Source organism: Shimazuella sp. NTD250, from assembly GCF_059510375.1.
Genome location: NZ_JCAJZS010000003.1, coordinates 340093 through 364608 on the forward strand (window position 1 = coordinate 340093; position 24516 = coordinate 364608).

The 24516-nt window shown below is 38.7% G+C and carries 23 protein-coding genes and 1 other annotated feature; of the genes, 17 read left to right on the forward strand and 6 right to left on the reverse strand.

The features are described 5' to 3' along the window. Positions 1 to 34: 34 nt before the first annotated feature. The 8 genes from AC5WOF_RS09835 to AC5WOF_RS09870 all read left to right on the forward strand — a co-directional run bounded on the left by AC5WOF_RS09835 (position 35) and on the right by AC5WOF_RS09870 (position 8609). Positions 35 to 1165 carry a D-alanyl-D-alanine carboxypeptidase family protein gene (locus tag AC5WOF_RS09835; RefSeq protein ID WP_496049782.1) on the forward strand — a complete coding sequence of 377 codons (1131 nt, stop codon included), beginning with the start codon at positions 35 to 37 and terminating at the stop codon, positions 1163 to 1165. Further along, complete coding sequence (locus tag AC5WOF_RS09840) at positions 1162 to 1749, forward strand: nucleoside recognition domain-containing protein (protein WP_496049783.1); 588 nt, start codon at positions 1162 to 1164, stop codon at positions 1747 to 1749. Before AC5WOF_RS09835 ends, AC5WOF_RS09840 begins: the two co-directional genes overlap by 4 nt. Positions 1750 to 1753: 4 nt before the next feature. Further along, positions 1754 to 2287, forward strand: a complete 534-nt coding sequence (locus AC5WOF_RS09845; RefSeq protein WP_496049784.1) for a spore maturation protein — start codon at positions 1754 to 1756, stop codon at positions 2285 to 2287. A 92-nt stretch (positions 2288 to 2379) separates the two neighbouring features. Next, positions 2380 to 3111 carry a pseudouridine synthase gene (locus AC5WOF_RS09850; protein WP_496049785.1) on the forward strand — a complete coding sequence of 244 codons (732 nt, stop codon included), beginning with the start codon at positions 2380 to 2382 and terminating at the stop codon, positions 3109 to 3111. A 187-nt stretch (positions 3112 to 3298) separates the two neighbouring features. Next, complete coding sequence (gene resB, locus AC5WOF_RS09855; RefSeq protein ID WP_496049964.1) at positions 3299 to 4864, forward strand: cytochrome c biogenesis protein ResB; 1566 nt, start codon at positions 3299 to 3301, stop codon at positions 4862 to 4864. Continuing rightward, positions 4861 to 6048, forward strand: coding sequence for a c-type cytochrome biogenesis protein CcsB (gene ccsB / locus AC5WOF_RS09860; RefSeq protein ID WP_496049786.1), 1188 nt, complete (start codon positions 4861 to 4863; stop codon positions 6046 to 6048). The genes resB and ccsB overlap by 4 nt, the downstream gene beginning before the upstream one ends. Positions 6049 to 6084: 36 nt before the next feature. Next, positions 6085 to 6813: a response regulator transcription factor gene (locus AC5WOF_RS09865; protein WP_496049787.1), complete on the forward strand. Its 729-nt coding sequence runs from the start codon at positions 6085 to 6087 to the stop codon at positions 6811 to 6813. Beyond that, on the forward strand, positions 6810 to 8609 hold the full coding sequence (locus AC5WOF_RS09870) for a sensor histidine kinase (protein WP_496049788.1): 1800 nt from the start codon (positions 6810 to 6812) through the stop codon (positions 8607 to 8609). The genes AC5WOF_RS09865 and AC5WOF_RS09870 overlap by 4 nt, the downstream gene beginning before the upstream one ends. A gap of 415 nt (positions 8610 to 9024) precedes the next feature. On the opposite strand, the gene AC5WOF_RS09875 is transcribed toward AC5WOF_RS09870, so the two are convergent. Genes AC5WOF_RS09875 through AC5WOF_RS09885 form a run of 3 tightly spaced genes read right to left on the reverse strand, consistent with a single transcriptional unit; the run spans position 9025 to position 12474 of the window. Then, entirely contained in the window at positions 9025 to 9696 is a 672-nt protein-coding gene (locus AC5WOF_RS09875) for an SDR family oxidoreductase (protein ID WP_496049789.1), read from the reverse strand. 47 nt (positions 9697 to 9743) lie between these two features. Further along, the gene (gene serA / locus AC5WOF_RS09880) at positions 9744 to 11327 is read right to left on the reverse strand and encodes a phosphoglycerate dehydrogenase (RefSeq protein ID WP_496049790.1); all 1584 of its coding nucleotides are present in this window, start codon (positions 11325 to 11327) and stop codon (positions 9744 to 9746) included. After that, complete coding sequence (locus AC5WOF_RS09885) at positions 11320 to 12474, reverse strand: pyridoxal-phosphate-dependent aminotransferase family protein (protein WP_496049791.1); 1155 nt, start codon at positions 12472 to 12474, stop codon at positions 11320 to 11322. Before AC5WOF_RS09885 ends, serA begins: the two co-directional genes overlap by 8 nt. Positions 12475 to 12531: 57 nt before the next feature. Continuing rightward, positions 12532 to 12757, reverse strand: a binding site (T-box leader). A 768-nt stretch (positions 12758 to 13525) separates the two neighbouring features. On the opposite strand from AC5WOF_RS09885, the gene AC5WOF_RS09890 reads away from it, so the two are divergent. The 6 genes from AC5WOF_RS09890 to rbsB are packed head-to-tail and all read left to right on the forward strand — an operon-like array spanning position 13526 to position 19171. After that, positions 13526 to 14512, forward strand: coding sequence for a LacI family DNA-binding transcriptional regulator (locus AC5WOF_RS09890; protein WP_496049792.1), 987 nt, complete (start codon positions 13526 to 13528; stop codon positions 14510 to 14512). After that, positions 14509 to 15420, forward strand: a complete 912-nt coding sequence (gene rbsK / locus AC5WOF_RS09895) for a ribokinase (protein ID WP_496049793.1) — start codon at positions 14509 to 14511, stop codon at positions 15418 to 15420. The genes AC5WOF_RS09890 and rbsK overlap by 4 nt, the downstream gene beginning before the upstream one ends. Beyond that, positions 15395 to 15790, forward strand: coding sequence for a D-ribose pyranase (gene rbsD / locus AC5WOF_RS09900; protein WP_496049794.1), 396 nt, complete (start codon positions 15395 to 15397; stop codon positions 15788 to 15790). Before rbsK ends, rbsD begins: the two co-directional genes overlap by 26 nt. A 16-nt stretch (positions 15791 to 15806) precedes the next feature. Beyond that, positions 15807 to 17294 (forward strand): sugar ABC transporter ATP-binding protein, encoded by a 1488-nt coding sequence (locus tag AC5WOF_RS09905; protein ID WP_496049795.1) that lies wholly within the window; start codon positions 15807 to 15809, stop codon positions 17292 to 17294. Positions 17295 to 17348: 54 nt separating this feature from the next. Further along, a complete protein-coding gene (locus tag AC5WOF_RS09910) occupies positions 17349 to 18242 on the forward strand; it encodes an ABC transporter permease subunit (RefSeq protein ID WP_496049965.1) in 894 nt (297 codons plus the stop codon). Between the two features lie 17 nt (positions 18243 to 18259). Then, entirely contained in the window at positions 18260 to 19171 is a 912-nt protein-coding gene (gene rbsB / locus AC5WOF_RS09915) for a ribose ABC transporter substrate-binding protein RbsB (RefSeq protein WP_496049796.1), read from the forward strand. A 103-nt stretch (positions 19172 to 19274) separates the two neighbouring features. On the opposite strand, the gene AC5WOF_RS09920 is transcribed toward rbsB, so the two are convergent. Further along, complete coding sequence (locus AC5WOF_RS09920) at positions 19275 to 19613, reverse strand: VOC family protein (protein WP_496049797.1); 339 nt, start codon at positions 19611 to 19613, stop codon at positions 19275 to 19277. A 256-nt stretch (positions 19614 to 19869) separates the two neighbouring features. On the opposite strand from AC5WOF_RS09920, the gene AC5WOF_RS09925 reads away from it, so the two are divergent. Beyond that, on the forward strand, positions 19870 to 20838 hold the full coding sequence (locus AC5WOF_RS09925) for a DNA polymerase III delta subunit-related protein (protein WP_496049966.1): 969 nt from the start codon (positions 19870 to 19872) through the stop codon (positions 20836 to 20838). A gap of 110 nt (positions 20839 to 20948) precedes the next feature. Here AC5WOF_RS09925 and AC5WOF_RS09930 read toward each other — a convergent pair whose 3' ends face one another. Together AC5WOF_RS09930 and AC5WOF_RS09935 are read right to left on the reverse strand one after the other, a co-directional pair. Next, a complete protein-coding gene (locus AC5WOF_RS09930) occupies positions 20949 to 21446 on the reverse strand; it encodes an inorganic diphosphatase (protein ID WP_496049967.1) in 498 nt (165 codons plus the stop codon). Positions 21447 to 21534: 88 nt separating this feature from the next. Beyond that, positions 21535 to 21744 (reverse strand): ferredoxin, encoded by a 210-nt coding sequence (locus AC5WOF_RS09935; RefSeq protein WP_240874188.1) that lies wholly within the window; start codon positions 21742 to 21744, stop codon positions 21535 to 21537. 701 nt (positions 21745 to 22445) lie between these two features. Between AC5WOF_RS09935 and AC5WOF_RS09940 the strand changes: the two genes are divergently transcribed. Continuing rightward, positions 22446 to 23036 carry a genetic competence negative regulator gene (locus tag AC5WOF_RS09940; RefSeq protein ID WP_496049798.1) on the forward strand — a complete coding sequence of 197 codons (591 nt, stop codon included), beginning with the start codon at positions 22446 to 22448 and terminating at the stop codon, positions 23034 to 23036. 211 nt (positions 23037 to 23247) lie between these two features. Continuing rightward, positions 23248 to 24516 (forward strand): Glu/Leu/Phe/Val family dehydrogenase, encoded by a 1269-nt coding sequence (locus AC5WOF_RS09945; RefSeq protein WP_496049799.1) that lies wholly within the window; start codon positions 23248 to 23250, stop codon positions 24514 to 24516.

Sequence of the window (24516 nt, forward strand, 5' to 3'; positions counted from 1 at the left end):
CTGGTACAAACCCTAGCTGGGCGAGGTGAAACCAGTGAAACGATGGTACTATTTCGTCATAATCGCTGCAATATTGTTTGTCCCTATCTATGTTTATGCAACTCCCCCATTAGCGGGTTCTGCACAAGCTGCAATTTTGATGGATCGAGACTCCGGCAGGATATTATTTTCCAAAAATGCTGATAAAGAGATGAAGATAGCGAGCTTAACCAAAATCATGACTGCATTAGTGGCAATCGAACAATCCAAGTTAGACAGTATTGTCACGGTTGGACCAAATGCAGTAGGAGTAGAGGGGTCTTCGATATATCTGAAAAAAGGGGAGAAAGTTCCTCTTGAACATTTGTTATATGGACTTATGTTACGGTCTGGAAATGATGCAGCTACTGCAATAGCAGAACACGTAGGAGGTTCTGTAGAAGGTTTTGTGTATTTGATGAATCAAAAAGCTAGTTTTCTTGGTTTACAGCATACCCATTTTACAAATCCACATGGATTGGATCAACCCAATCATTATTCATCTGCGAAAGATTTAGCTATCTTAACTAGCTATGCTTTAAAGAATCCCGTCTTTCAACAGATAGTCAAAACGCAAGTAAAAACAACTGATTGGCCTAATTTGGAGTGGGATCAAAAATTTTACAACAAAAATAAATTACTCCGATTGTATCCTTGGGCAGATGGCGTAAAAACAGGTTTTACGAAACAAGCAAGAAGAACACTCGTCACTTCCGCTACAAAAAATGGAAGTCAGCTTGTAGCAGTTACATTAAATGATGGAAATGATTGGAACGATGCAATTGATATGTACAATTATGGATTTGCCAATTATAAAAAAGAAGTAATCGTAAAAAAAGGACAGCTTCTTGCTTTGATGGGTGTAACAAATAGGCAAAACAAAGAACTATATATGATGGCTGGAAAATCATTTTTATATCCATTAACCAAAGATGAGAAGAAGAAATTACGAATTCAAACGGTACAAAGCACGCCAACAGAAACGATACGGACAAACGGTCAAGCAATTGGCATTGCTAAGATTTATTTGGAAGAACAATTAATTGGTTCTGTTCCTATCTTCTCTGCCTACCGTGATAAACCAACCTATTTTCAAAGAGTAGAACAAGTACTGTCTTCTGTTGTTACTAGGGTGGTGGAACCATGATTCATTACATATGGATGTTTTTGCTGCTTAGCGGCGTGGTAGCGGCAGCTGCAAAAGGCCAGATTGATCTAGTCACTTCTGCTGCACTGACGGGTGCAAAAGATGCCATTACCGTTTGTTTCGGCTTAATTAGCATTTTAGTATTTTGGTTGGGGATGATGCAGATTGCTCAAGATGCAGGTCTAGTAAGAAAATTAGCTAAGTTATTAGGGCCGATTGCACGTTTTTTATTTCCTAGTGTTCCAGCAGATCATCCGGCTATGGGATATATTTTGTCAAATATGAGTGCTAATTTATTTGGATTAGGAAGCGCAGCAACTCCTATGGGTTTAAAAGCGATGGAAGAGCTACAGAAATTAAATCCCAATAAACAAACTGCAACACCAGCTATGTGTACACTTCTGGCTATCAATACTTCTGGGTTAACCTTAATTCCTACGACCGTAATTGGTTTGCGTTTAAAATATGATTCGCTTAACCCTACTGAAATTATTGGTCCTACGTTGATTGCAACTTTTATCGCTACTTCGATGGCAGTTCTTATTGATCGGTACTATCAACGAAAATATAACAGAAAGGGATAAATTTATGTTTGAATGTATTACCTTAATATCCAAATGGATGTTGCCGGCTCTCATCGTATTTATCCCTTTATACGCTCTTTTTAAAAAAGTACCTATTTATGAGAGTTTCGTCGAAGGAGCCAAAGAAGGATTTCCTACTGTTATCTCCATTATTCCACATCTCGTAGCGATGATGGTTGCGGTTGCCGTTTTTCGTGATACGGGAGCAATGCAATTTTATTTACATCTTTTGTCTCCTATATCTAATTGGTTTCATATACCGAGCGAAGTAATACCAATCGGTTTATTACGACCTATATCAGGAATAGGAGCACTCGCTTTTGTAGAGAGCATATATCGAGAATTTGGTCCTGATTCTTTTCTAGGAAAACTAGCTTCTACGATTCAAGCGAGTTCTGACACTACTTTATACGTTTTAACAGTATATTTTGGTGCTGTAGGGATTAAGCGCTCACTCTATGCTTTAAAAGTTGGTCTGTGGGCGGATTTTATTGGGTTTGTAGCGTCACTGGTCGTTTGTTCCCTCATGTTTTTGTAACATAATGAAATATACGATGATTATCCTTCGCTAGTAGAAAGCTAGCTTTTTTTTTGTGAAAAAAGTAACATAGAAAACGAGGTGACAAATTGGTGGAACGTTTACAAAAAATATTAGCACAGGCAGGCATCGCTTCACGTCGTCAGGCGGAAGTGTTGATACAAGAAGGAAAAGTTCAAGTAAATGGACAAGTGGTAACAGAATTAGGCACAAAAGTAGATCCAGATAAAGATCGCATTCTAGTAAAAGGCAAGTCCATCCAAAAAGAACAAAAGCGAACTTTTATCTTTTATAAGCCGCTATATGTGATTTCTAGTATGTCAGACCCACAAAAACGAAAAGTGGTGCCAGACTATTTTCGTCACATCGAGGAACGGGTCTATCCAGTTGGACGTTTAGATTTTGATACGGAAGGGTTATTACTAGTTACCAATGATGGCGAACTGGCCAATCATTTGTTGCATCCTCGATTTGAAATTGAAAAACAATACATTGCTACTGTAAAAGGCATCCCTGATGAAAATAGCTTAGAACAATTACGCAAAGGTATTTATTTGGAGGATGGGTTAACAGCGCCTGCAGAGGTAAAGATGATACAAAAACGAGATGAGGATGCCAAAATAAAATTGACGATCCATGAAGGGCGAAATCGACAAGTCCGTCGAATGTGTAAAGCAATTGGACATCCTGTCATGCATCTTATCCGTACAAGATTGGCAAACCTTACGATCAAAGGTTTAAAGCGTGGTGAATTTAGGGAGCTGACTCCTCAGGAAGTGAAAGGTTTGAAAAAGTTACTAAGTGGTGAACGAAATCCGAAATAGAAGAAAATAATTTGACGCTACTTGTATAATAAAATAGTATTGCCGTTTGCAAGCCTTGGAAAGGGTGCAAAGGCTTTGTTATGCACATCAGTCGATTTGCGGACATTGATGTTATCTTCTTTATAGGGATACGTAAAACTCAGCAAAAGAAAGTCCTGTGTAATAAGGTAGAAACTAGGTGCAGAGAATGATTGAAAATACAAAATGTGAATGTGGTCACAATAATCCTCTTGGAACAGTTCTTTGCGAACATTGTGGAAGGCCATTAGATGAGATAAGCGATAGTAAGGAAAAGCTCGATAAAGAAATGAGATACGAAGGGAAAGCACGTCGTTCTCTCACTTATCAATCGTCGATTATCGATCAAGTTTGGAACTTTTTTTCTTCGGTAAAAATTGCAATCGTCTTCATTATTATCACGCTGATCATGTCTGGTATTGGCACGATTTTTCCACAAGAGCAGTTTATTCCTTCTTCATCACCAGATACATACTATGAACAAACATATGGAACGCTTGGAAAGTGGTTTTATCAATTAGGATTTTCTGATATGTATTCTTCTTGGTGGTTTGCTACATTAATGTCGGTGATTGGTATTTCTTTAGTGATTTGTAGTTTGGATCGCGTTATTCCTTTGTATCGAGCTTTAAAGAATCAAAAAGTAGCAAAAAGCACCGTTTTTATCGAACGACAACGCATTTCACTAAAAGAGGACATCCCTGAGGAAGACGCTTCTGCTAAAATAGATGATTTAGCAGATAAATTAGCTGCAAAACGATACCATGTACGAAGAGAAGGCAATACGCTGCTTGCTGAAAAAGGTCGTTTTAGTAGATGGGGACCTTATATTAATCATATCGGGCTTATTATTTTTTTAGTGGGGATTTTATTACGTTATTTACCTGGATGGAATTTAGATGATTATGTTTGGGTGCAAGAGGGGCAGACTGTTCGTGTTCCCCAAACGCATTACTATGTGAAAAATGAAGGATCAGCGGTAGAGTACTACAAAGAAACAGCGAAATCGAATAAGGGTCCGATTGTTAGTAAATATAGGACGAAAGCAGTATTATACCAAAAAGATAATGCTGGAAAACTGGTTCCGCTGACGAAAAAAACAATTTTAGTCAATGATCCACTAAACTATAAAGGTTTAAAATTATATCAATCCGATTTTCGCTCTGGAGACTTGACAGGGATTAAATTTTCGCTCACTGATCGAAAAACGAAGCAAAATCTCGGGGTGTTTTCCGTAAATCTTTCCCAGATTACCGAGTCACAGATTTATAAAGTGGGAGACTTACGAGTAAAAATCAAAGATTATTACCCTGATTTCGCCATTGAAAATAATGTTCCAGTTACAAAATCCCAAGATCCGAATCAACCAGCTTTTTTGTTTGAAACGATAGAAAAAGGCAAAACAAAAGGGGAGAACTCGTTAGTTATTTCTGGGATGAATTTTCCAAATCCCAAAAGTAATAAATACGATATTGGGCTTGCTGGATTTGACATGGTTAATACAGCAGGGCTAATGGTTCGAGTTGAAAAAAGTCTGCCTATCTATTTAATCGGTGGAATTATTTCCATGATAGGTTTAGTCATGGGCTTTTACTGGCAACATCGAAGAGTATGGATCAGAATTCAGGATAGAATCCTGTACTTAGGAGCACATACAAATAAAAATTGGTTCGCACTTCGCAGGGAGTTATCACAGATCGGCTTTAGCCATCTAGTGAAGGAGATAGACGAATGACTACCGTAATGAACAATCTTTTATATGGGACTTTTATCTTATATCTTGTTTCTGCAATCGCTTTTGTAGTTGTAGCAACAGAGTCAAAAAAACGTTCCAAAGTGTGGAGAAGACTTGCCATCATTCTCAGTATCACAGGGGTAGTGATCCATGTTGCATTTATGATTACAAGAATTGTGATCGGCGGTCACTTTCCAACAAGTAATATGTTTGAGTTTATTGCTTTTTTGTGTTTTGCTTTGGTATTGGCTTTTATTGTTATTTTTGCAATATACAAAACCTATGTATTAGGTGCATTTGTAATGTCATTAGCAGTAGTGTTACTCGCTTATGCTGCTGTTTTTCCAAGAGATATTCAACCTTTGATTCCCGCACTTCAAAGCCACTGGTTATATATTCATGTGACTACTGCTGCTTTGGGACAAGGTGCTTTTGCTGTATCCTGTGTAGCAGGATTAATTTATCTTATTTATCAAGTTGGGAAGGGAGAAAAGCCAAAACATGCAAAGTATTTGGAGATGACATTGATTATTTTTGTCATGTTACTTGGATTTTCGATTGCTTCTCTACTCTTTCAAACATTTGGATACCAAGCGAGCTTTACGCATCAAGTGGATGGAAATCAAGTGATAGAGGAATATAATCTACCACCAATTGTTGCTCCAAATGAAAGTAAAGCAGTAAAAGTAGATCGATTTCTTGGTTATCAAGGTCCTCTATTTGAAGCACCATCTTGGATGAAAGGAGAAAAAGCAGCAAGTAAATTTAATTCTGTAATTTGGGGAATTGTGGTAGGATTAGTTTTATACGCTATCTACCGAGCTATCGTCAGAAAAAATCTCTATCAATTACTCTATCCTCTTGTGCGAAAATTAGATCCAGAGTTATTAGATGAGATCAGCTATCGTGGTGTAGCCATCGGGTATCCTCTCTTTACATTGGGAGCCCTTATCTTTGCAATGATATGGGCAAATGAAGCATGGGGAAGACCATGGGGATGGGACCCAAAAGAGACTTGGGCATTTATCACTTGGATGTTCTATAGCGCTTATCTGCACTTGAGGTTATCTCGAGGATGGGTTGGAATGAAATCTGCTTGGCTTGTAGTAGGTGGGTTTGTTATCATTATGTTGAATCTGATAGTTATAAATCTTGTTATTTCTGGTCTTCATTCCTATGCTTGAGGATGGAGATGGAAGAGTTCGTAAGAGGTGAATGTATTGGCATCTAATGAAGGCAAAAATTATTCTATCTTAGTCGTAGATGACGAGGATCGCATCCGGCGTTTGCTAAGGATGTATTTGGAACGAGAAGGTTATGTTATTGAAGAAGCAGAAGATGGGGAAATAGCAGTCCAAAAAGCATCTTCACAAAATTACGATCTCATCTTATTAGATCTGATGTTACCAGGTATGGATGGTTTGGAAGTTTGTGCAGAGATCAGAAAACATAAAGCTACTCCCATCATTATGTTAACAGCTCGTGGAGAAGAAACAAATCGAGTAGAAGGTTTCGAAGCTGGTACGGATGATTATGTAGTGAAGCCGTTTAGTCCCAGAGAATTGGTGCATCGAGTGAAAGCTGTACTTCGACGAGCATCTGCAACCGCATACTTATCTACGAATACGGAAACACACAATGTTATTGTCTTTCCTGAACTCACTATTGATAATGATGCTCATGAAGTAAAAGCAGGCGGCAAATCAATCTCGCTTACCCCTAAAGAATATGAATTACTGTATTATCTGGCACAGTCACCCGATAAAGTATTCACTCGTGAAACCCTACTGCGTGATGTATGGAATTATGAGTTTTTCGGCGATTTACGAACCGTTGATACTCACGTAAAACGGCTCCGGGAAAAATTAAATCGTGCATCCAATCGTGCAGCATCGATGATAACTACAGTTTGGGGTGTAGGTTATAAACTAGAGGTGCCTAAAGAGTGATTTTAAGAAGTGTTGTCGGGAAACTGTGGCTTACGATAATTATTTTGGTTTCACTCGTTCTGATTCTTCTGAGTTTGTTTCTTAATCAACAAGTAGAAAAGACATATGTGCAAGACCAACAAATTAGTTTAAGTAAGCTAGCAGACGTCGTACAACGCAAATTAAACAGTACGATGATTGATATGCCTAACTATGTTGCTAATACAATTGCCATTGCCAAACAATTTAACACACATGTAGTTATTGTAGATCGGAATGGAAAGGTTTTACCTACTCTATCTTCCTTTGAAGATTCTGTTCCAAAAGCACTAATTCAAAAAGCCAATTTACCATACATACTAGCTGGAAATAAAAGTGTGGCCGTTGGGCGTATTCCGTCAACGGAATCCTTTTTAACGAGTGCCTTTCAAAAGAATGATGTGTTTTTAGTTGGAGTTCCTTATAAGAAAGATAATAAGACGATTGGTGCGATATTACTTTATCAAACAAAAGATCAGTTGAGTGTTTCGGATATCAAACATTGGATCTTTTATTCTGCTCTTATTGGTATTGCTTTAACTACTGTTTTTGCTTTCTTTTTATCAACACGTATTACCCAACCATTGATTCAAATGCAAAAAGCAGCTGAGAAAATGGCTCTTGGGCAATTTTCCACTCGTGTTCGAGTCAGGCCGCATGAACGCGATGAAATAGCTGACCTCGCGATCACGTTTAATCGCATGGCGCGACAGTTGGAAGAATCCATTAATCTTTTATCTCATGAGAAGGAACAGTTGACTAGTATTCTGAGAAGTATGGTCGATGGAGTTTTGACCATCAGTGCTTCAGGTAAAGTCATTGTCACCAATCCACCTGCTGAAAAATTACTAACTCTATATGATTTTCCTCATTCTCGTTTACTTCCGCCTCCATTGGAAACCGCATTTCGCCAAGTATTGGAGGAGGAGAAAGAGTATCAGGGAGACATTACAGAACAAGGAAGAACCTGGTCTGTTGCCATGACTCCACTATATGCGAGGAATCAAGTGAGGGGAGCAGTAGCCGTTATTCGAGATGTTACAGATGAACGATTACTTGAAAAGTTCCGCAAAGATTTTGTGGCCAATGTTTCCCATGAACTCCGAACACCACTTGCTATGTTACAAGGATATAGTGAAGCTTTGTTAGATGATATTGCAGAAACACCAGAAGTTCGACACGAGATTGCTCAAGTGATTAATGATGAGTCACAACGTATGGGTAGATTAGTCAGTCAGTTGCTTGACTTAGCGAGGATGGAAGCTGGGTATATTGACTTAGAACCAACCTTTATCTCCTTGCATCCATTCATTACCCGGGTATGCCGAAAATTTGCAAACTTGGCAGAAGAGCAAAAAGTTGAGTTAACTAGTGATTTCCATAATCCATTGCCTGAAGTATTTTGGGATACAGACAAAGTGGAACAAATTTTGACTAACTTAATCGGAAATGCAATACGACATACACCAGAAGATGGAACCGTTACTGTAAAAGTTTATTGGGAAAATGACTTTGTTCATCTCGATGTCGTCGATACAGGGGAAGGAATACCAGAAGAAGACTTGCCATTTTTATTTGAGAGATTCTACAAAGCGGATAAATCTCGGAAACGAGACAACTCTTCTGGAACTGGACTCGGATTGTCGATCGTAAAACATTTAATCAAAGCTCATGATGGCGATGTTACCGTTCGAAGTAAATTGGGTGTGGGGACAACGTTCTCTGTACAGCTACCAGTAGAGGTAAAGTTAGAGAATGATGAGGAGTTAATAGGATAACGGAAGAGAGATGTTGGTCTATCTTGGACCGACATCTTTTTTTGTAAATGACTCAAAGCGAATATAATCTATTGACTAACTATTGTGTTACTATAATAATTAAGCGCACTAGTTAGAAAGGTACGATTAATGCGACTTCTGCGATTTCTTCAGAATAGCTTGTCCCGAAAGGGCGCTGTGACCTACGGATATATCACTGTGCCTCAGATCGTGATCTGTTCTGGGAATCCAAATGAGATCACAGGAGTAAAGTCAGAAATGGGTTCGGTGACGCTGCCGGTGATGCAGGTGGAATCAGGAGCACCGCCGAAAGGCAACGGCTCTTGACTGGGAGCGTTGAACCGTGACTAAGTGAGAAAAGACCGACTTGAATCATTCCTTCAATAGATCAAGTCGGTCGCTCGTTTCAAAACATTTACGGAACTTGTGGACGCATCACAATTTGACCATAGATGACTTCTTTAGGGGATTCAACAACCATCAGAACCGTTTCTGCGACTTTTTCAGGTGGCAGAGCCCAGTCTTTGGGGGTGCCAAAATTAGTCTTAATGGAGCCTGGACAGATGGTGGATACTCGTACATGATATGGCTTAAGCTCTTGGGTTAAGCTATCAGACAATGCCATCAATGCAAATTTGGATGCGCAGTATCCTCCACCTTTAGCAAATGCTCCAAGGCCTGCTCCACTGGAGATATTGACAATATGGCCTTTTGTCGTTTTTAAGTGAGGGATAGCATATTTGCAAGTAAGAAAAGGCCCTTTGCTGTTTACATTAAGCATTTCATCCCATTGTTCTTCTGTTAGTTCGTCGACCGGAGCAAAATGCCCAACTCCAGCATTGTTTACTAAAATATCAATTTGATCCCATTTTGCTATCGTTTGGTCGATGACATCTTTTACTTGCTCTTGTTTGGTGATATCACAGCTTACAGGGAAAATTTGCTCAGGAGCTATCTTTGCTAACTTGTTTAAGGATTCTTTATCCCGAGCAGCAGCAACTACTCGATATCCCGTCTGAACAAATTGTTTTACAATCTCATAGCCTACTCCGCGACTTGCTCCTGTTACAATAGCTACTTTGCTCACGATGTTTCCTCCCGTTACAATCGTTTACACCACTATTATACTAATGACTAGAGCTCAATCACTTGAACTCCATTTACTACACCACACTCACGTAGATTTTCAAGAGCATTCTCGTCAATACCTTTGTCTATTCCTAGTAGCATAATGGCCTGTCCACCGATTGTTTCTCGACCAACTTGCATCGTAGCAATGTTTACATTGTCATTTCCGAGGATTGTCCCAACTTTTCCAACAACCCCTGGTTGGTCTTGATGAGTGATGTGAAGAATATGTCCTTCTGGGACAACGTCAACAGAATATCCATTTACTTTTGTGATTCTAGCACCAAATCCATTCAGTAATGTACCAGAAACAGTAGTTTTTCCTCTGCTTGTCGTAATATTTACTGTTATCAACTGTGTAAATCCATGACTAGCAGTGGATTTTTTTTCAAGAACTTCAATTCCACGATTCTTCGCCACATGTGGGGCATTTACTTGGTTAATTCCATCAAGATGCTCTGAGAGTACACCACTTAGTAAAGCTCGTGTTAATGCGGAAACTTCAAGGTCTGCTACTTCTCCGCCATAGGAGATAATCATTCTTTGTACAGCACCAGTTGCCAGTTGGGAAGCAAATTTTCCTAGCTTTTCTACTAATGGCAGGTAAGGTCCTATCTTTTTTTGTAATTCTGCTGATAGTGAAGGAAGATTTACTGCATTTTTGAAAGGTTTGTTTCTCAGTACATGTAGTACTTCTTCAGCAACGTCTATAGCTACATTTTCTTGTGCTTCCACAGTAGAAGCACCAAGGTGAGGCGTAACAATAACTTGTGGTAAAACGAAGAGTGGGTGATCGGATGCAGGTGGTTCTTGTTCAAATACATCCAACGCAGCTCCAGCAACTTTGCTAGATTGAATAGCAGTGACAAGTGCATACTCATCGATAATACCACCACGTGCACAATTCAAAATACGAACCCCATCTTTCATCTGATGAAAAGCGTCACTGCTGATGAGATGACGAGTTTGTTTGGTTAAAGGAGTGTGAACAGAGATAAAATCTCCTGCTCGAATAGCATCTTCAAACGAAGCTTTTTGTACTCCCAGTTCTTCGGCACGGGCAATAGTCAAATAGGGATCAAACGCGACGACATTCATCCGAAAAGCTTTTGCTTTGAGGGCCAATTCTGCACCAATACGTCCTAATCCGATTATGCTTAATGTTTTTCCATTAAGCTCTACCCCAACATACTCTTTTCGTTTCCATTCCCCATTGATGGTGGACCGATAAGCTTGTGGAATATTACGGGATAGGGAGATGAGCATTGCAAAAGTATGCTCAGCGGTTGAAATCGTATTTCCATCGGGAGCGTTCATCACGATAATGCCACGTTTTGTAGCGGCATCAACATCGATGTTATCTACACCTACTCCAGCTCTACCAATTACTTTCAATTTATGAGCTCTTTCTAGTACTTCCGCAGTCACTTGCGTTTGGCTGCGAACGAGCAGTGCATCTGCGTCTTCTATTTCAAGCAATAGTTGGTCTGATGATAATCCTGTCTTTTTTACAACCACCACATCTTGTGCATCTGACAGAGCAGCTAATCCTAAATCGCTTATATTATCTGTTACCAATACTTTAAACATAAGTAGATAAAACCTCCTCAGCAGCTTGTATTGCAGTACCAAAAGATAGGGCTACATTTTGTTTCTTTAAGGAAATCTCAATTGCAGATAGAACAGGTAATATATCGAAGGGGTCGCAGTAGCCCATATGACCGATGCGGAAGATCTTTCCTTTTAAATGTTGTTGTCCTCCTGCGATGACAATTCCCATATTTTTGAGATCGCTTCGAAGGCTTTCACTATTCCAACCATCAGCTTGGAACACAGATGTAACAGTTGGAGAAGCGTCCTGGTCACTTGTCATTAATGGTAAAGAAAGAGCACGAATAGCACTTCGGGTCATTTCTTTCATCACTTCATGACGTTTGAAAATTTGAGTCAATCCTTCCTGCTCCAGTAACTCAAGCGCGGCATCAAGGCCAAACAATAGTGATACAGCAGGAGTAAACGGAGTTGTGCCTTTTATTAGATTATCGCGGTAACGTCTGAAATCGAGATAAAACTTTGGATTTTTATTTTCTTCAATTACTTTCCATGCTTTTTGGCTAACTGCTGCAAACGCCAATCCAGCAGGGATCATCAATGCTTTCTGTGAACCAGCAACTGTGATATCGACTCCCCACTGATCCATCTCAAATGGTACGGCACCTAAGGAACTAACAGCATCCACGATGACGAAGGCATCAGAATGTTCCTTAACGATAGGGGCTAATTTATCAATTGGATTTAAAACTCCTGTAGATGTTTCACATTGAGTAAAAAAGACAGCTTTTGCGTTTGGATTTTGTTTCAATACGTTTTTTACAGCATCAGGTTCAGGAGTTTTCCCCCATTCCACATCTAATTTCTTTACAATAACACCATATTCTGTCAATATTTTCGCGAAACGATCCCCAAATACACCTGTTACTACCACGATAGCTTCTTCATTAGGTTGAACCGTATTGACAACAGCTGCTTCAAGGACAGAAGTACCACTGCCAGTAAACAATAGAGGGGACTCATTTGTGCCAAAAAAAGGTTTTAAGCGTTCGCTTACCTTTTTGATGAGTGTACTAGCTTCACCGCTTCTATGACCAATCATTGGCTTATTCATAGCAGCTTGAACTGCTGGTGGTATCGGAGTTGGACCTGGAATGCGAAGATTGATTTTGTTTGCTATAAACATAAGATAAATTTCCTCCTTAAAATAAAAAAACTCGTTCCAGTCACCTACTGTAGGTAGGTGAGGGACGAGAGACTCGTGGTGCCACCCTCAAATCATCGTTTGCTCACGCAAACAACCTTGAAAAGTCAGTTGACTTAGAGGTAACGGATCTACCGTATTTGCCTACTATATTCTTTCAGCAAATCACTCCAGAGTGCTCCATCAGGTTAGGAATGCCGATTTACACCAACCACCGGCTCTCTTTAATTCCTCTTTCCTCATTTGGCTCTTTCATCGCTTTCGTATGAAGTTGTGCTTACTTTAACACGAATAAGAAAAGCATGTCAATGCACTTTTGTGAAAAATGGGTCCGTAATAAAGAACGTTTATTGTGAGTTATAGTGATAATGTTCGCTTTTTTAGTATTTATGGATGAAAGCAGCTTTTTTCGACTTGCGAAAACACAAAAAACCAGATAGTAGAACTATCTGGTAAAAAGCAAAATAAAACAAAGCAAATTACATAGAATGGTTAAGACAACCATACATGGTCATTCTGCGTTTCAGCGATCACTGGTCGCAGTTACTGGTAAGCTTGATCGTATCCTGTTACCGATGCGAATACGTTTTTTTAACCAACACTATATGTTAGCTAAAAGGACGTATCCGTAACCGTAACGGGGAAACGATTTGTTTTCAAAACATCATTTGTTTCCTTCCCGTGTGACGCGTCCAAAAAGATCACGCTTACTCCAAGAAGTCACCAGAAAGTATGGGTAACACATTCCAAATTTATTATATGATAGAGAAACGTTCAGATCAATCAGAAAATGCTTTGTGTTTGTGTTTAGATACGTTGGAAAGACATAAAACCTAAGGAAATAAAATGTAAATATAAAAACATCAAAAATAAATCCATAAAAATTTACTATCCTTCCCACTGGTAATAATAATACGGAAATATTTTTCCTTTGATATTAAAAATATACTTGACTAAAAAAATACACGAAGATATAGTGTATGTAACCGGTTTCATGTAACCGGTTACATACGGAAGGGGAGGTGTGAAGGATTTGGCTACTATTCGTGATGTGGCGAAGTTAGCCGGGGTTTCTGTTGCCACTGTATCACGAGTGATAAACAAAAATGGTTATGTCCATGAATCTACGAAACAAAGTGTAGAAGCAGCAATATCCCAATTACATTATCGTCCAAATGAAATAGCACGAACACTATATAAAAAGAATTCAAAACTTATTGGGCTGATCATTCCAGATATTACAAACCCTTTTTTTACAGAATTGGCTAGGGCGATAGAAGACACTGCACATCATTATGGATACACCGTTGTCCTTTGTAATACCGATGAGATTTTAGAGAAGGAAAAGCATTATATTGAAGTATTACAGCAACGGCAAGCAGATGGGTGCATTATGATTACCAATGAAAAAGTAACTCATTCTAATCTACAACAAGATTTTCCCATTGTGGCATTAGACCGTCCCATTCATGCAAAGATTCCTTTTATTCATGCTGATCATTACCAAGGGGGACAACTTGCAGCTCGGATATTGCTGCAAAAAGGATCCAAACATTTGGTTCATATTCGAGGTCCAAAGTATTTAGATTCTGCTGAAGCAAGGTATCAGGGATTTTTGGATATAGTAAAAAAAGAAAGTGTTTCCTATCACATATTGGAGAGCTCCTTTCAACCAAGAACTGACGAGCGGTTAATCAATGACCTGTTTGATCGTTTTCCAGAAACAGATGGAATATTTGCAGCAAATGATGTTATTGCAGTATCTGTTTTAAAAACTGCTTTGCGTCGAGGGATTGCTGTACCAGAAAAATTACAAATCATGGGTTATGATGGAATTTTGTTTGGACAGTTATTCTATCCATCTATCTCCACAGTCGCACAACCGATCTATCAACTAGGCGAAAAAGCAACCAAAATATTATTGCAATGGATTGAAACGAAAACTTGTGATCCGATGGTCAGTTGTTTGCCAGTAGAATGGATAGAACGTGATACAACTCGAAAGGAGTCAAATGGATGAGCAACATAGTGATAATCGGCAGTATTAATATGGATCTAGTTGTGATCGCTTCTCGACGTGCTCATCCAGGCGAAACTATTTTTGGAGAAAAATTTCTTACTATTCCTGGAGGGAAGGGAGCCAATCAAGCAGTTGCTGCTGCTCGGTTAGGAGCAGATGTACACATGGTTGGTGCAGTAGGAGATGATTCGTTTGGAGCATCCATGCTTCAGAACTTGAAAAAGGAAGGGATAAATACAACGAACATTCAAGTTCTGTCAGATGTGAGTACAGGTACTGCTCATATCACAGTTGCAGAAAGTGATAATACCATTATTGTTATCCCTGCGGCAAATGCAATGGTGTCTGTGGAGATCATACAATCAATTCGAAAATGGATAGAAGATGCTTCTATCGTGATTCTTCAACTGGAAATTCCACTCACGACAGTAACATATGCAATCGACCTTTGCCAAGAATTACAAACTCCTGTTTTGTTAAATCCGGCTCCTGCGCAAGCTTTGCCGAAGGATATGGTGGATAAAGTAACTTATCTTACTCCTAACGAACATGAAGCAAAGATACTTTTTCCTGATGAAGAATTAGAAGAAGTGCTGAAAAAATACCCAAATAAATTAATCGTAACCGAAGGTGAAAATGGTGTTCGGTTTCATGATGGAGAGCAGTTGATCCATGTTCCAGCAAGAAAAGTTAAGGTAGTGGATACCACTGGGGCTGGAGACACCTTTAATGCCGCATTCGCTATTGGCCTAACAAAGGGATACAAATTGAAAGAAGCGATTGCGTTTGCCAACTTAGCAGCAGGATTATCAGTGGGTAGGTTAGGTGCACAAGCAGGAATGCCCACATTAGAACAATTAATTCAAGTTCAAGGTGAGATCGATGAAAAAAATAGGCGTCATCAATAGTGAGATATCTACTGTATTGGCACGAATGGGGCATACCGATACCATTGTAATAGCAGATAGCGGCTTACCAATTCCTGAACATGTAAAAAGGATTGATTTGGCTGTTGATCTAGGAAAACCTACATTTATCGAAGTTTTACATGTTGTTTTAAGAGAATTAGAAGTAGAAAAAGTAACGCTTGCTTCCGAAATAAAGCAGCATAATCCGAATTTATTTCAACAGGTAGAGTCTATTTTTTCTGATCAGGGCAAATCATTTGTTTCACATGAGCAATTTAAAAAAGCATGTTACGAAGCGAAGGCTATCATCCGAACAGGTGAAAATACCCCATATGCAAACGTTATTTTGCATGCAGGAGTGATCTTTTAAGAAGGGAGGAGGTTTTATGCGAATTCAATTAAAAAATATATCGAAGTCTTTTGCTAAGAATCAAGTGCTTAATAGGGTTGATTTTGCTTTAGAGTCTGGTGAAGTACATGCTCTTATGGGTGAAAATGGTGCCGGAAAATCAACGTTGATGAAAATCTTGACTGGTGTATACACCCAGGATGAAGGACAAGTTTTAATTGATGGTAGGGAAACCAAATTTAAAAATGCGAAGGAAGCAGAAGAAAAAGGAATTGCTTTTATTCATCAAGAGCTGAATATTTTCCCGAATTTAACTGTTGCCGAAAACTTATTTCTAGGACATGAAGAAAAGATAGGTCACACGGGAATTTTAAAAACCAAACAGATGGAACAGAAAACAGAAGAGTATTTAGCCAGTCTTGGTTTATCTGTTAAAGCTTCAAAGCTTGCAGGTTCGCTTTCTGTAGGACAACAGCAGATGATCGAAATTGCAAAAGCATTAAGACTCCAAGCACAGGTTATCATCATGGACGAGCCTACAGCTGCTTTAACGGATCGTGAAATCCAAATACTTTTTTCCCTGATTGAAAAACTCAAAAGTCAAGGTGTGTCTTTTGTGTATATCTCTCATCGGATGGAAGAGATATTTGAAGTATGTGACAAAATAACGATATTACGTGATGGACAATATATCGCGACTAAACAAGTAAAAGAAACAACATTTGATGAAGTAGTTTATTTGATGGTAGGGCGAAGTATTGGAGAACGATATCCTATACGATCTGGCCATAAGCAATCAGATGTGTTTTTAGAAGTCAAAGATCTGACAAGAAAAGGTGCATTTGAAAATATCTCTTTTCATGTAAAAAAAGGAGAGATTTTAGGTGTAGCTGGTTTAATGGGCGCAGGTAGAACCGAGATCATGAAAGCTATTTTTGGCTATGAATCAGTCCATTCAGGGGAGATATGGATAAATGGGGATCGAGTGTCCATTCGAAAACCATCAGACGCCATACGATATGGCTTAGGTTTTATAACAGAGGATCGAAAATCTGAAGGTTTAATAATAGATTTTTCGATTCAAGAGAATATGGTTCTACCAATTTTGAAACAATTTCAATCATTATTCGTTATATCCAAGCAAAAAGAAAAAAGTTTTGTTCATAAGATGATAAAAAAATTAAACGTTAAAACCACGAATGAAACGCAACAAGTCAAATCTTTAAGCGGTGGAAACCAACAAAAAGTAGTTCTTGCGAAATGGCTTGGACTTAGGCCGGATTGTCTTATACTTGATGAACCGACAAGAGGTGTGGATGTAGGAGCAAAAAAAGAGATTTATTCTCTCATGCAAGAGTTGGCTGATCAAGGTGTAGCGATCATTGTTGTTTCTTCAGATTTACCAGAGGTCTTAGGTATTAGTGATCGTATCATGGTCATAACTGAAGGAAGAGTTGGTGGATTTGTGGACAAACAAGATGCTACAGGTGAGAAGATCATGAATCTAGCAACAGGAGGGAAATAAATCGTGACTGCAATTCGAGAAAGACTAGGGACTGGATGGAAGCAATTAGGTTCCATGATTGGTTTAGTGCTCATTATCCTAATTGTAAGCGCTTTAAGTGCTGATTTTTTAACGATCAATAATTTGTTGAATGTTTTACGGCAAGTTTCTATCAATGCATTGATAGCTTTTGGAATGACTTTTGTTATCTTAACAGGTGGCATTGATTTATCTGTTGGCTCTATGTTGGCGCTATCGAGTGCTGTGGTAGCCCAATTGATAGCAAAAGGAGTAAGTTTCTATCCCGCATTACTAATAGGAATTGTGGCTGGAGCAATAATGGGTGCATTTAATGGTTTTATGATTACCAAAGGAAAAGTAGCTCCTTTTATTGCAACTCTCGCCACGCTAACTATTTTCCGAGGATTCACCCTGGTGTATACAGATGGTAGTCCTATTACGGGGATGGGTAATGATCTGTCCTTTCAATTGTTTGGGAAAGGTTATTTATTTGGTATTCCGATCCCAGTTGTGACTATGTTAGTGGTTTTCCTGTTTTTGCTTTTTGTATTAAAGAAAACGGTTTTTGGCCGACAGACCTATGCCATCGGTGGTAATGAAGAAGCTTCGATTTTAGCTGGCATCAAAGTCGATCGCATCAAAGTAGTCATTTATTCCATTTCCGGAGCACTTTCTGCATTAGCAGGGGTTATCTTAATTTCTCGCTTGAATTCAGCTGATCCAAATGTCGGCACTTCGTACGAATTAGATGCAATTGCAGCAGTAGTGTTGGGTGGTACCAGTCTTTCTGGTGGGAAAGGCTCCATCTGGGGAACGTTAATTGGTGCATTGATTATTGGAGTATTGAATAATGGACTAAATTTATTGAATGTCTCTCCATTTTATCAACTTGTGGTAAAAGGATTTGTCATTTTGTTAGCAGTACTCATTGATCGAAAAAAATCATAAAGGAGATCAGATATAAAATGAAAAAAATATTTACACTGGTCCTTGTTGGAATGTTGCTTTTAGTTGGTTGTTCGATGCAACCAGCAGGACAAGAAAAGACAAGTGATAAGAAATCTGCAAAAACAATTGGACTTTCTATTTCTACCATGAACAATCCATTCTTCGTTACTTTAAAAAATGCAACTGAAAAGAAAGCAAAAGAGTTGGGATATAAATTAATTACAGTAGATGCGCAAAATAATTCAGCAAAACAAGCGAGTGATGTAGAAGATTTGATTCAAAAAAACGTAGACTTTTTGTTAATTAACCCAGTCGACTCTGATGCTGTAGTTTCCGCAGTTCAATCGGCTAACAATGCAAATATTCCTGTTATTACATTGGATCGCTCTGCAAATGGGGGAAAAGTAGTTTCTCATATCGCGTCTGACAATGTATCTGGAGGAGAAATGGCTGGAAAACATTTACTTCAGCTAGTTGGTAATGGAGCAAACATTGTTGAGTTGGAAGGTGTACCTGGTTCATCTGCTGCACGTGAGCGTGGACAAGGTTTCCATAAAGTGATTGATGGGAAGTTAAAAGTAGTCTCTAAACAATCCGCAGATTTTGATCGTTCCAAAGGACTCTCTGTTATGGAAAATATCATCCAAGGAAACAAGAACATCCAAGGTGTATTTGCACAAAATGATGAAATGGCTTTAGGAGCACTAGAAGCTTTAAAATCTGCTGGTCTCACAAATGTGAAAGTTATCGGTTTTGATGGTACTGATGAAGCGAAAGCAGCAGTGAACAAAGGCGAATTATCTGCGACGATTGCTCAAAAGCCAGATGTTATGGGGGAAACCGCGATCGAAACAGTGAAAAAAGTTTTAGCTGGTGAAAAGGTCGATGCTAATATCCCTGTGGCACTAGAACTTGTTGTGAAAAAATAGCATCATTGGTGAATTAGGTAAAGCTCCAATCTTTGATTTGGAGCTTTACTTTTTAACTCGTCTTGCCGAAAATTTACTGTTCCTAAAATCAAGGAAATTTAAACTAATGAACTACTTCGACTGTAAATCCTCCAGGAGCTTTTACATAAAAAGTATAGCCATGTGATTGGGCAGGTGGCTGTACGTCAAATCCATCTTCTTTCAACTGTTTATTTATTTCATCTACTTGCTCTCTGCTCTTTTGCGGGAATCCAATATGGAAGGTTTTTGGATAATTCACTTCTTTTCCATACATCAATGTTAGTACAAATTCATCTTCGTCGTACATTAAGGCAAATCCATTTCCACGGGTTGCTGTGCATGTTAAACCAAAATAAGTTTCTAAAAACTTACGTGCAGCCAAGACGTCTGTAACTGTCAGATTGAGATGATTCAGTTTCAATGTTGCTCACCTTTTCTCTTGAAATTGTCTTTCATTCTTATTGTATTATATGGAAGCTAGTGAGAAGTTTATAGATTGAACCAGTTTATTTTTCTGAGTTTTACATCCTAGAACTTGTTAGGTAGTTTAACGTCTTGTCTGCATATTTAAACAGAAACTTTAGTGGTTGAGGTCTATAACCTATCTAGCACTTGCAAGTTTTTTTATTTTGCATGAAGATAGAAGTACTGTGTTGTTGGAGGCGGTAGATTTGGCAATGAAAGATATGGTAGGACAAGAGTGTGTCGTCAGATGGCTTCAGTCATCGATCAGGCAGAATCGGTTAGCACATGCCTACTTATTTACAGCTTTAGATATGGATGAACCTATAAGAATGGCTATTCAACTTGCTAAAGCGTTAAATTGTGAGAAAAAAGATATCGATGCATGTGATTCTTGTCCAACTTGCATTCAAATTGAACATGGAAATCATCCAGATGTGATTACAATTCAACCAGATGGTGCTTATATTAAAATAGATCAAGTTAGAGCAGTACAAGCAACTTTTCGATATCGAGCATCCAACCATATTACACGAATTCTTATTATTGAATCTGCTGAGAAAATGCGATTAGAAACAGCAAATTCATTACTCAAATTTTTAGAAGAACCCATCTCTCCGATGGTTGCGATTCTCATTACGGATAAAAAAGAACGTATTTTGCCTACTATCCAATCAAGATGTCAATGGGTTCGATTTTCTCCTCCTTCTCTGCAAAACCAAATGGAGCAATATCTTGAGGCAGGATTTGCATCTACAGATGCACAATTGCTTGCTTCTCTAAAATACAAAGCGGAATTAAATGAACTTTCGCCCTTAGAATTAAAGGATTTGTTGGGTAAGTTAAATAACTGGTGTCATGATTTTGTTACTGGGAACGACTCTGCTCTATTGGAAGTACAAGTTGGATGGCTCGCAGATGTATGCGCTCAAGGTCAAGTGAAAAGTGTATTGGAATTGCTTTTGATGTGCTTAAGAGAAAAATTAACCAAACAGACCCATTATTTTTCGCCAAAAAATGAATCAGAAACAGCTATTACATTAGCTATGGAAAATGTACTGATTGCGAGTCGGATGGTACAAAAAACAGAGCTATCTTCTCCTGCGGTATTAGAGCAGATGGTAATTGCGACCCAAGAGAAACGAAAAAGTAAGCCAGATGACTGGCGTCTGATCGTTATCTAGTATATAGAAGAAAGGAGCTATCAACAGTTGTAGCTTCTTTTTTGTATCTATTTTTCATATTTATCGAAAAGAAGTATGTAAATGAAAAAACTCCCCATGACGGGGAGTTTCTACTTTGTTTCTTGGTGACGAGATAGACATGCTTGGTAAAGATTAGAGGCAAATGCTGCATCTTTCCAACCTTCGATATGTGTTTCTTTTTTCTCCAGATCTTTGTAGACTTGGAAAAAGTGAGAGATCTCATCCAAAATATGCGGGGCGACATCATCTAAGCTTTTTACATTTGCAAAACGTGGATCGTCTGTTGGTACGGCTAGCAGTTTTTCATCTTGGCCTTTGTCATCAGACATTACCAACACACCAATTACACGACTGGAAATAACACATCCAGGAAAAGTCGGAAAACTGGTGAGAACTAGAATGTCTAATGGATCTCCATCTTCTGCCAATGTTCCATCTAGGTATCCATATTCAGTTGGATAATGCATAGGCGAAAAAAGAACACGATCTAAACGGAAAACACCTTTTTCTTTATCGTATTCATATTTGTTTTGACTGCCAGTTGGAATTTCAATAAAGGCATCTACAATAATTTCTTGGGACATTATGAAACCTCCTTAAATATGTACAAGCAACATTTTAAACGTTACAGAGAGAAATTTCCACAAAATAAAAAAGAGGCGTGTTGGCCCCTTTTTATTCTTCGACTTTGATGGAGTCAGTAGGACATCCTTCTTGTGCATCACGAACATCGTCATGTAGGTCTTCTGGTACATCGGCTGTACCTGTATTATCATCTAATGTTACATATGCAATTCCATCTTCGTCATAGTCATAAACATCTGGTGCAGTTGCTCCGCAAGCACCACATGCAATACATGTGTCCTTATCTACCCAAGTACGCATGATTGAGATCTCCTTCCAAGTATGTAGCCTAAGAACTTCATACACCATTGTAGAATGATTCAGTGCATATTGCAACAAGGAATGTGCAAGTACACATAGAGAGTAAATCAATAAAGAAAGAAAAGGTAATTCGTAAGAATGAGGCAAACATTGAACCCATACTTCTATCATATAGTGAAGAGGGAGGGATGGTGATGAGTAAAACAATTTGGATAGTGAGTATTGCTACTTGCGTGGCGTTATATTATTTCCCTAATCAAGATAATTTCTGGGCTTACATCAGTGTACCATATTATTTATCTGTATGTGGATTGATTGTAGCGTTGTTCCTTTCTACCCAAAATATATACAAATTGATAAATTATATGATACTGATGAACTCCTCTCTACAAAAAACCTTTGTTCTTCTATTTTATGTATGTATTTTGGGTATACTCTTCCTGTTTCTTCCTACACATACAACTCTCTTCTTTTTTTTGTTTGCGATTTACCAATGGAGGGAATGGAGTGAATATAGAGACATACTTTTACTCCGGAAAGAGCAATTAAATAAAGAGAAGTAAGTTATCCTTTTATAGCATTTTTAGGGACGTTCATGTATCATAATAGTAGAAAGAAATGGAGACTTGGAGAAGGAACAAATTATTCTCCTAACACATACAATACCATGTAAAGGTCTCCAGCGAGGGAGGGTAAGAGCCATGCGTGTCGAACGTCTAGGTGGGGATAAGGTCCGTTTCTTTTTAACTTTGGATGATTTAATGGATCGAGGAATTGAGAAAGAGGATATGTGGCGTGATATCCCCAAGGTGCATGAACTATTTAATGATATGATGGAGCATGCCTACCAAGAATTAGGCTTTGAGATTGCTGGGCCTTTAGCCGTAGAGGTATTTGCCTTACCAGCGCAAGGGATGGTTGTTGTCGTAACACGAGGACGAGTTCCTAAATCAGAAAATGATGACTATGATGGCAGCGATGTTTATGAGCTAGAGGTAACGATGGAAGAGAGTGATCGTATCGCTTTCCGGTTTAGCGACTTCGAATACTTGGTTCAAGCCGCTCTCCGTCTAGAACCGTTAGTGAAACAAGCGGGTCAAGTATATAGCTATAAAGATTCTTATTATCTTTTATTCTCAGACGATATCCCAACTTCACGCTTAGAAGGTGTTATTGCAATTTTATTGGAATTTGGAGAGCCTTCAACAGCAACAGATGTTTTTTTAATGGAGTACGGTAAAGAAATATGGAAAGAGAATGCGATTAAAGAGATTATCCACTATTTTGGTTAATGATATAGAGAATTATTACGCGCTTCGAGCGCGTTTTTTTATGGAATTACATTGATTTTTACTTTGCATTTGTAGTAAGGTGAAAAGGGTGTGTCAATCGTAATTTTTTATATATTATTTCTTCTTTTTTTACAGGCTTTTTCCTGCTAAAGAAGTGGTGTATACTGTTCACGTGATGGAATAAGTTCGATAACATTTCGAGGTGGTTAGGATGGGACAAACAATAGCGAAAGGTCAAGAAGAAAATCTAGATGTACTAGTTTCTACACAAACAGTTGTAAAAAATGCATTGGATAAACTAGGATATCCAGAGGCGGTGTATGATCTGCTAAAGGAACCAATGCGTATATTGACTGTCCGAATTCCGGTTCGTATGGACGATGGAAAAGTGAAAGTATTTACAGGATACCGTGCTCAACATAACGATGCAGTTGGACCAACCAAAGGTGGTGTTCGTTTCCATCCAGATGTAACAGAATCAGAAGTAAAAGCATTATCCATTTGGATGAGCTTAAAAGCAGGTATTGTGGACTTGCCTTATGGCGGTGGGAAAGGCGGTATTGTCTGTGACCCACGAAACATGTCTTTTGGAGAGTTAGAGCGTTTATCTCGTGGTTATGTTCGAGCGATCAGTCAAATCGTGGGACCAACCAAAGATATTCCAGCACCTGATGTTTTTACCAACTCCCAAATAATGGCATGGATGGTAGATGAATATAGTCGTATCCGTGAATTCGATTCTCCAGGATTTATTACAGGAAAGCCTTTGGTTTTAGGTGGGTCACGTGGACGTGAAACTGCTACAGCAGCAGGTGTGACTATCATGATTAACGAAGCAGCAAAAAAACGAAACATTGATATCAAAGGCGCTCGAGTTGTCATTCAAGGTTTTGGTAATGCGGGTAGTTTCCTTGCTAAGTTTATGCATGATGCTGGCGCAAAAGTCGTTGGGATCTCGGATGCTTATGGAGCGCTTCATGATCCAGATGGATTGGATATTGATTATTTATTGGAGCGTAGGGATTCATTCGGAACAGTTACAAAGCTATTTAAAGATACGATTTCTAACCAAGATTTATTAGAATTAGATTGTGATATTTTGGTACCCGCAGCTGTTGAAAACCAAATTACAGCTCGCAACGCAGCTAATATTAAAGCAAGCATCGTGGTGGAAGCTGCAAACGGTCCAACTACATTAGAAGGTACACGTATCTTAACGGAACGAGGAATACTGCTCGTTCCAGATGTAATTGCAAGTGCTGGAGGAGTTACTGTTTCTTACTTTGAATGGGTACAAAATAATCAGGGGTACTATTGGTCAGATGAAGAAGTCCAGTCCAGACTGGAAGAAATTATGGTTAAAGCATTTGCAAATGTTTACCAAGCAGCGGAGTCTCGTGGTATAGATATGCGTTTAGCAGCTTATATCGTTGGTGTAAGGAAAATGGCTGAAGCTTCCCGGTTCCGCGGGTGGGTTTAA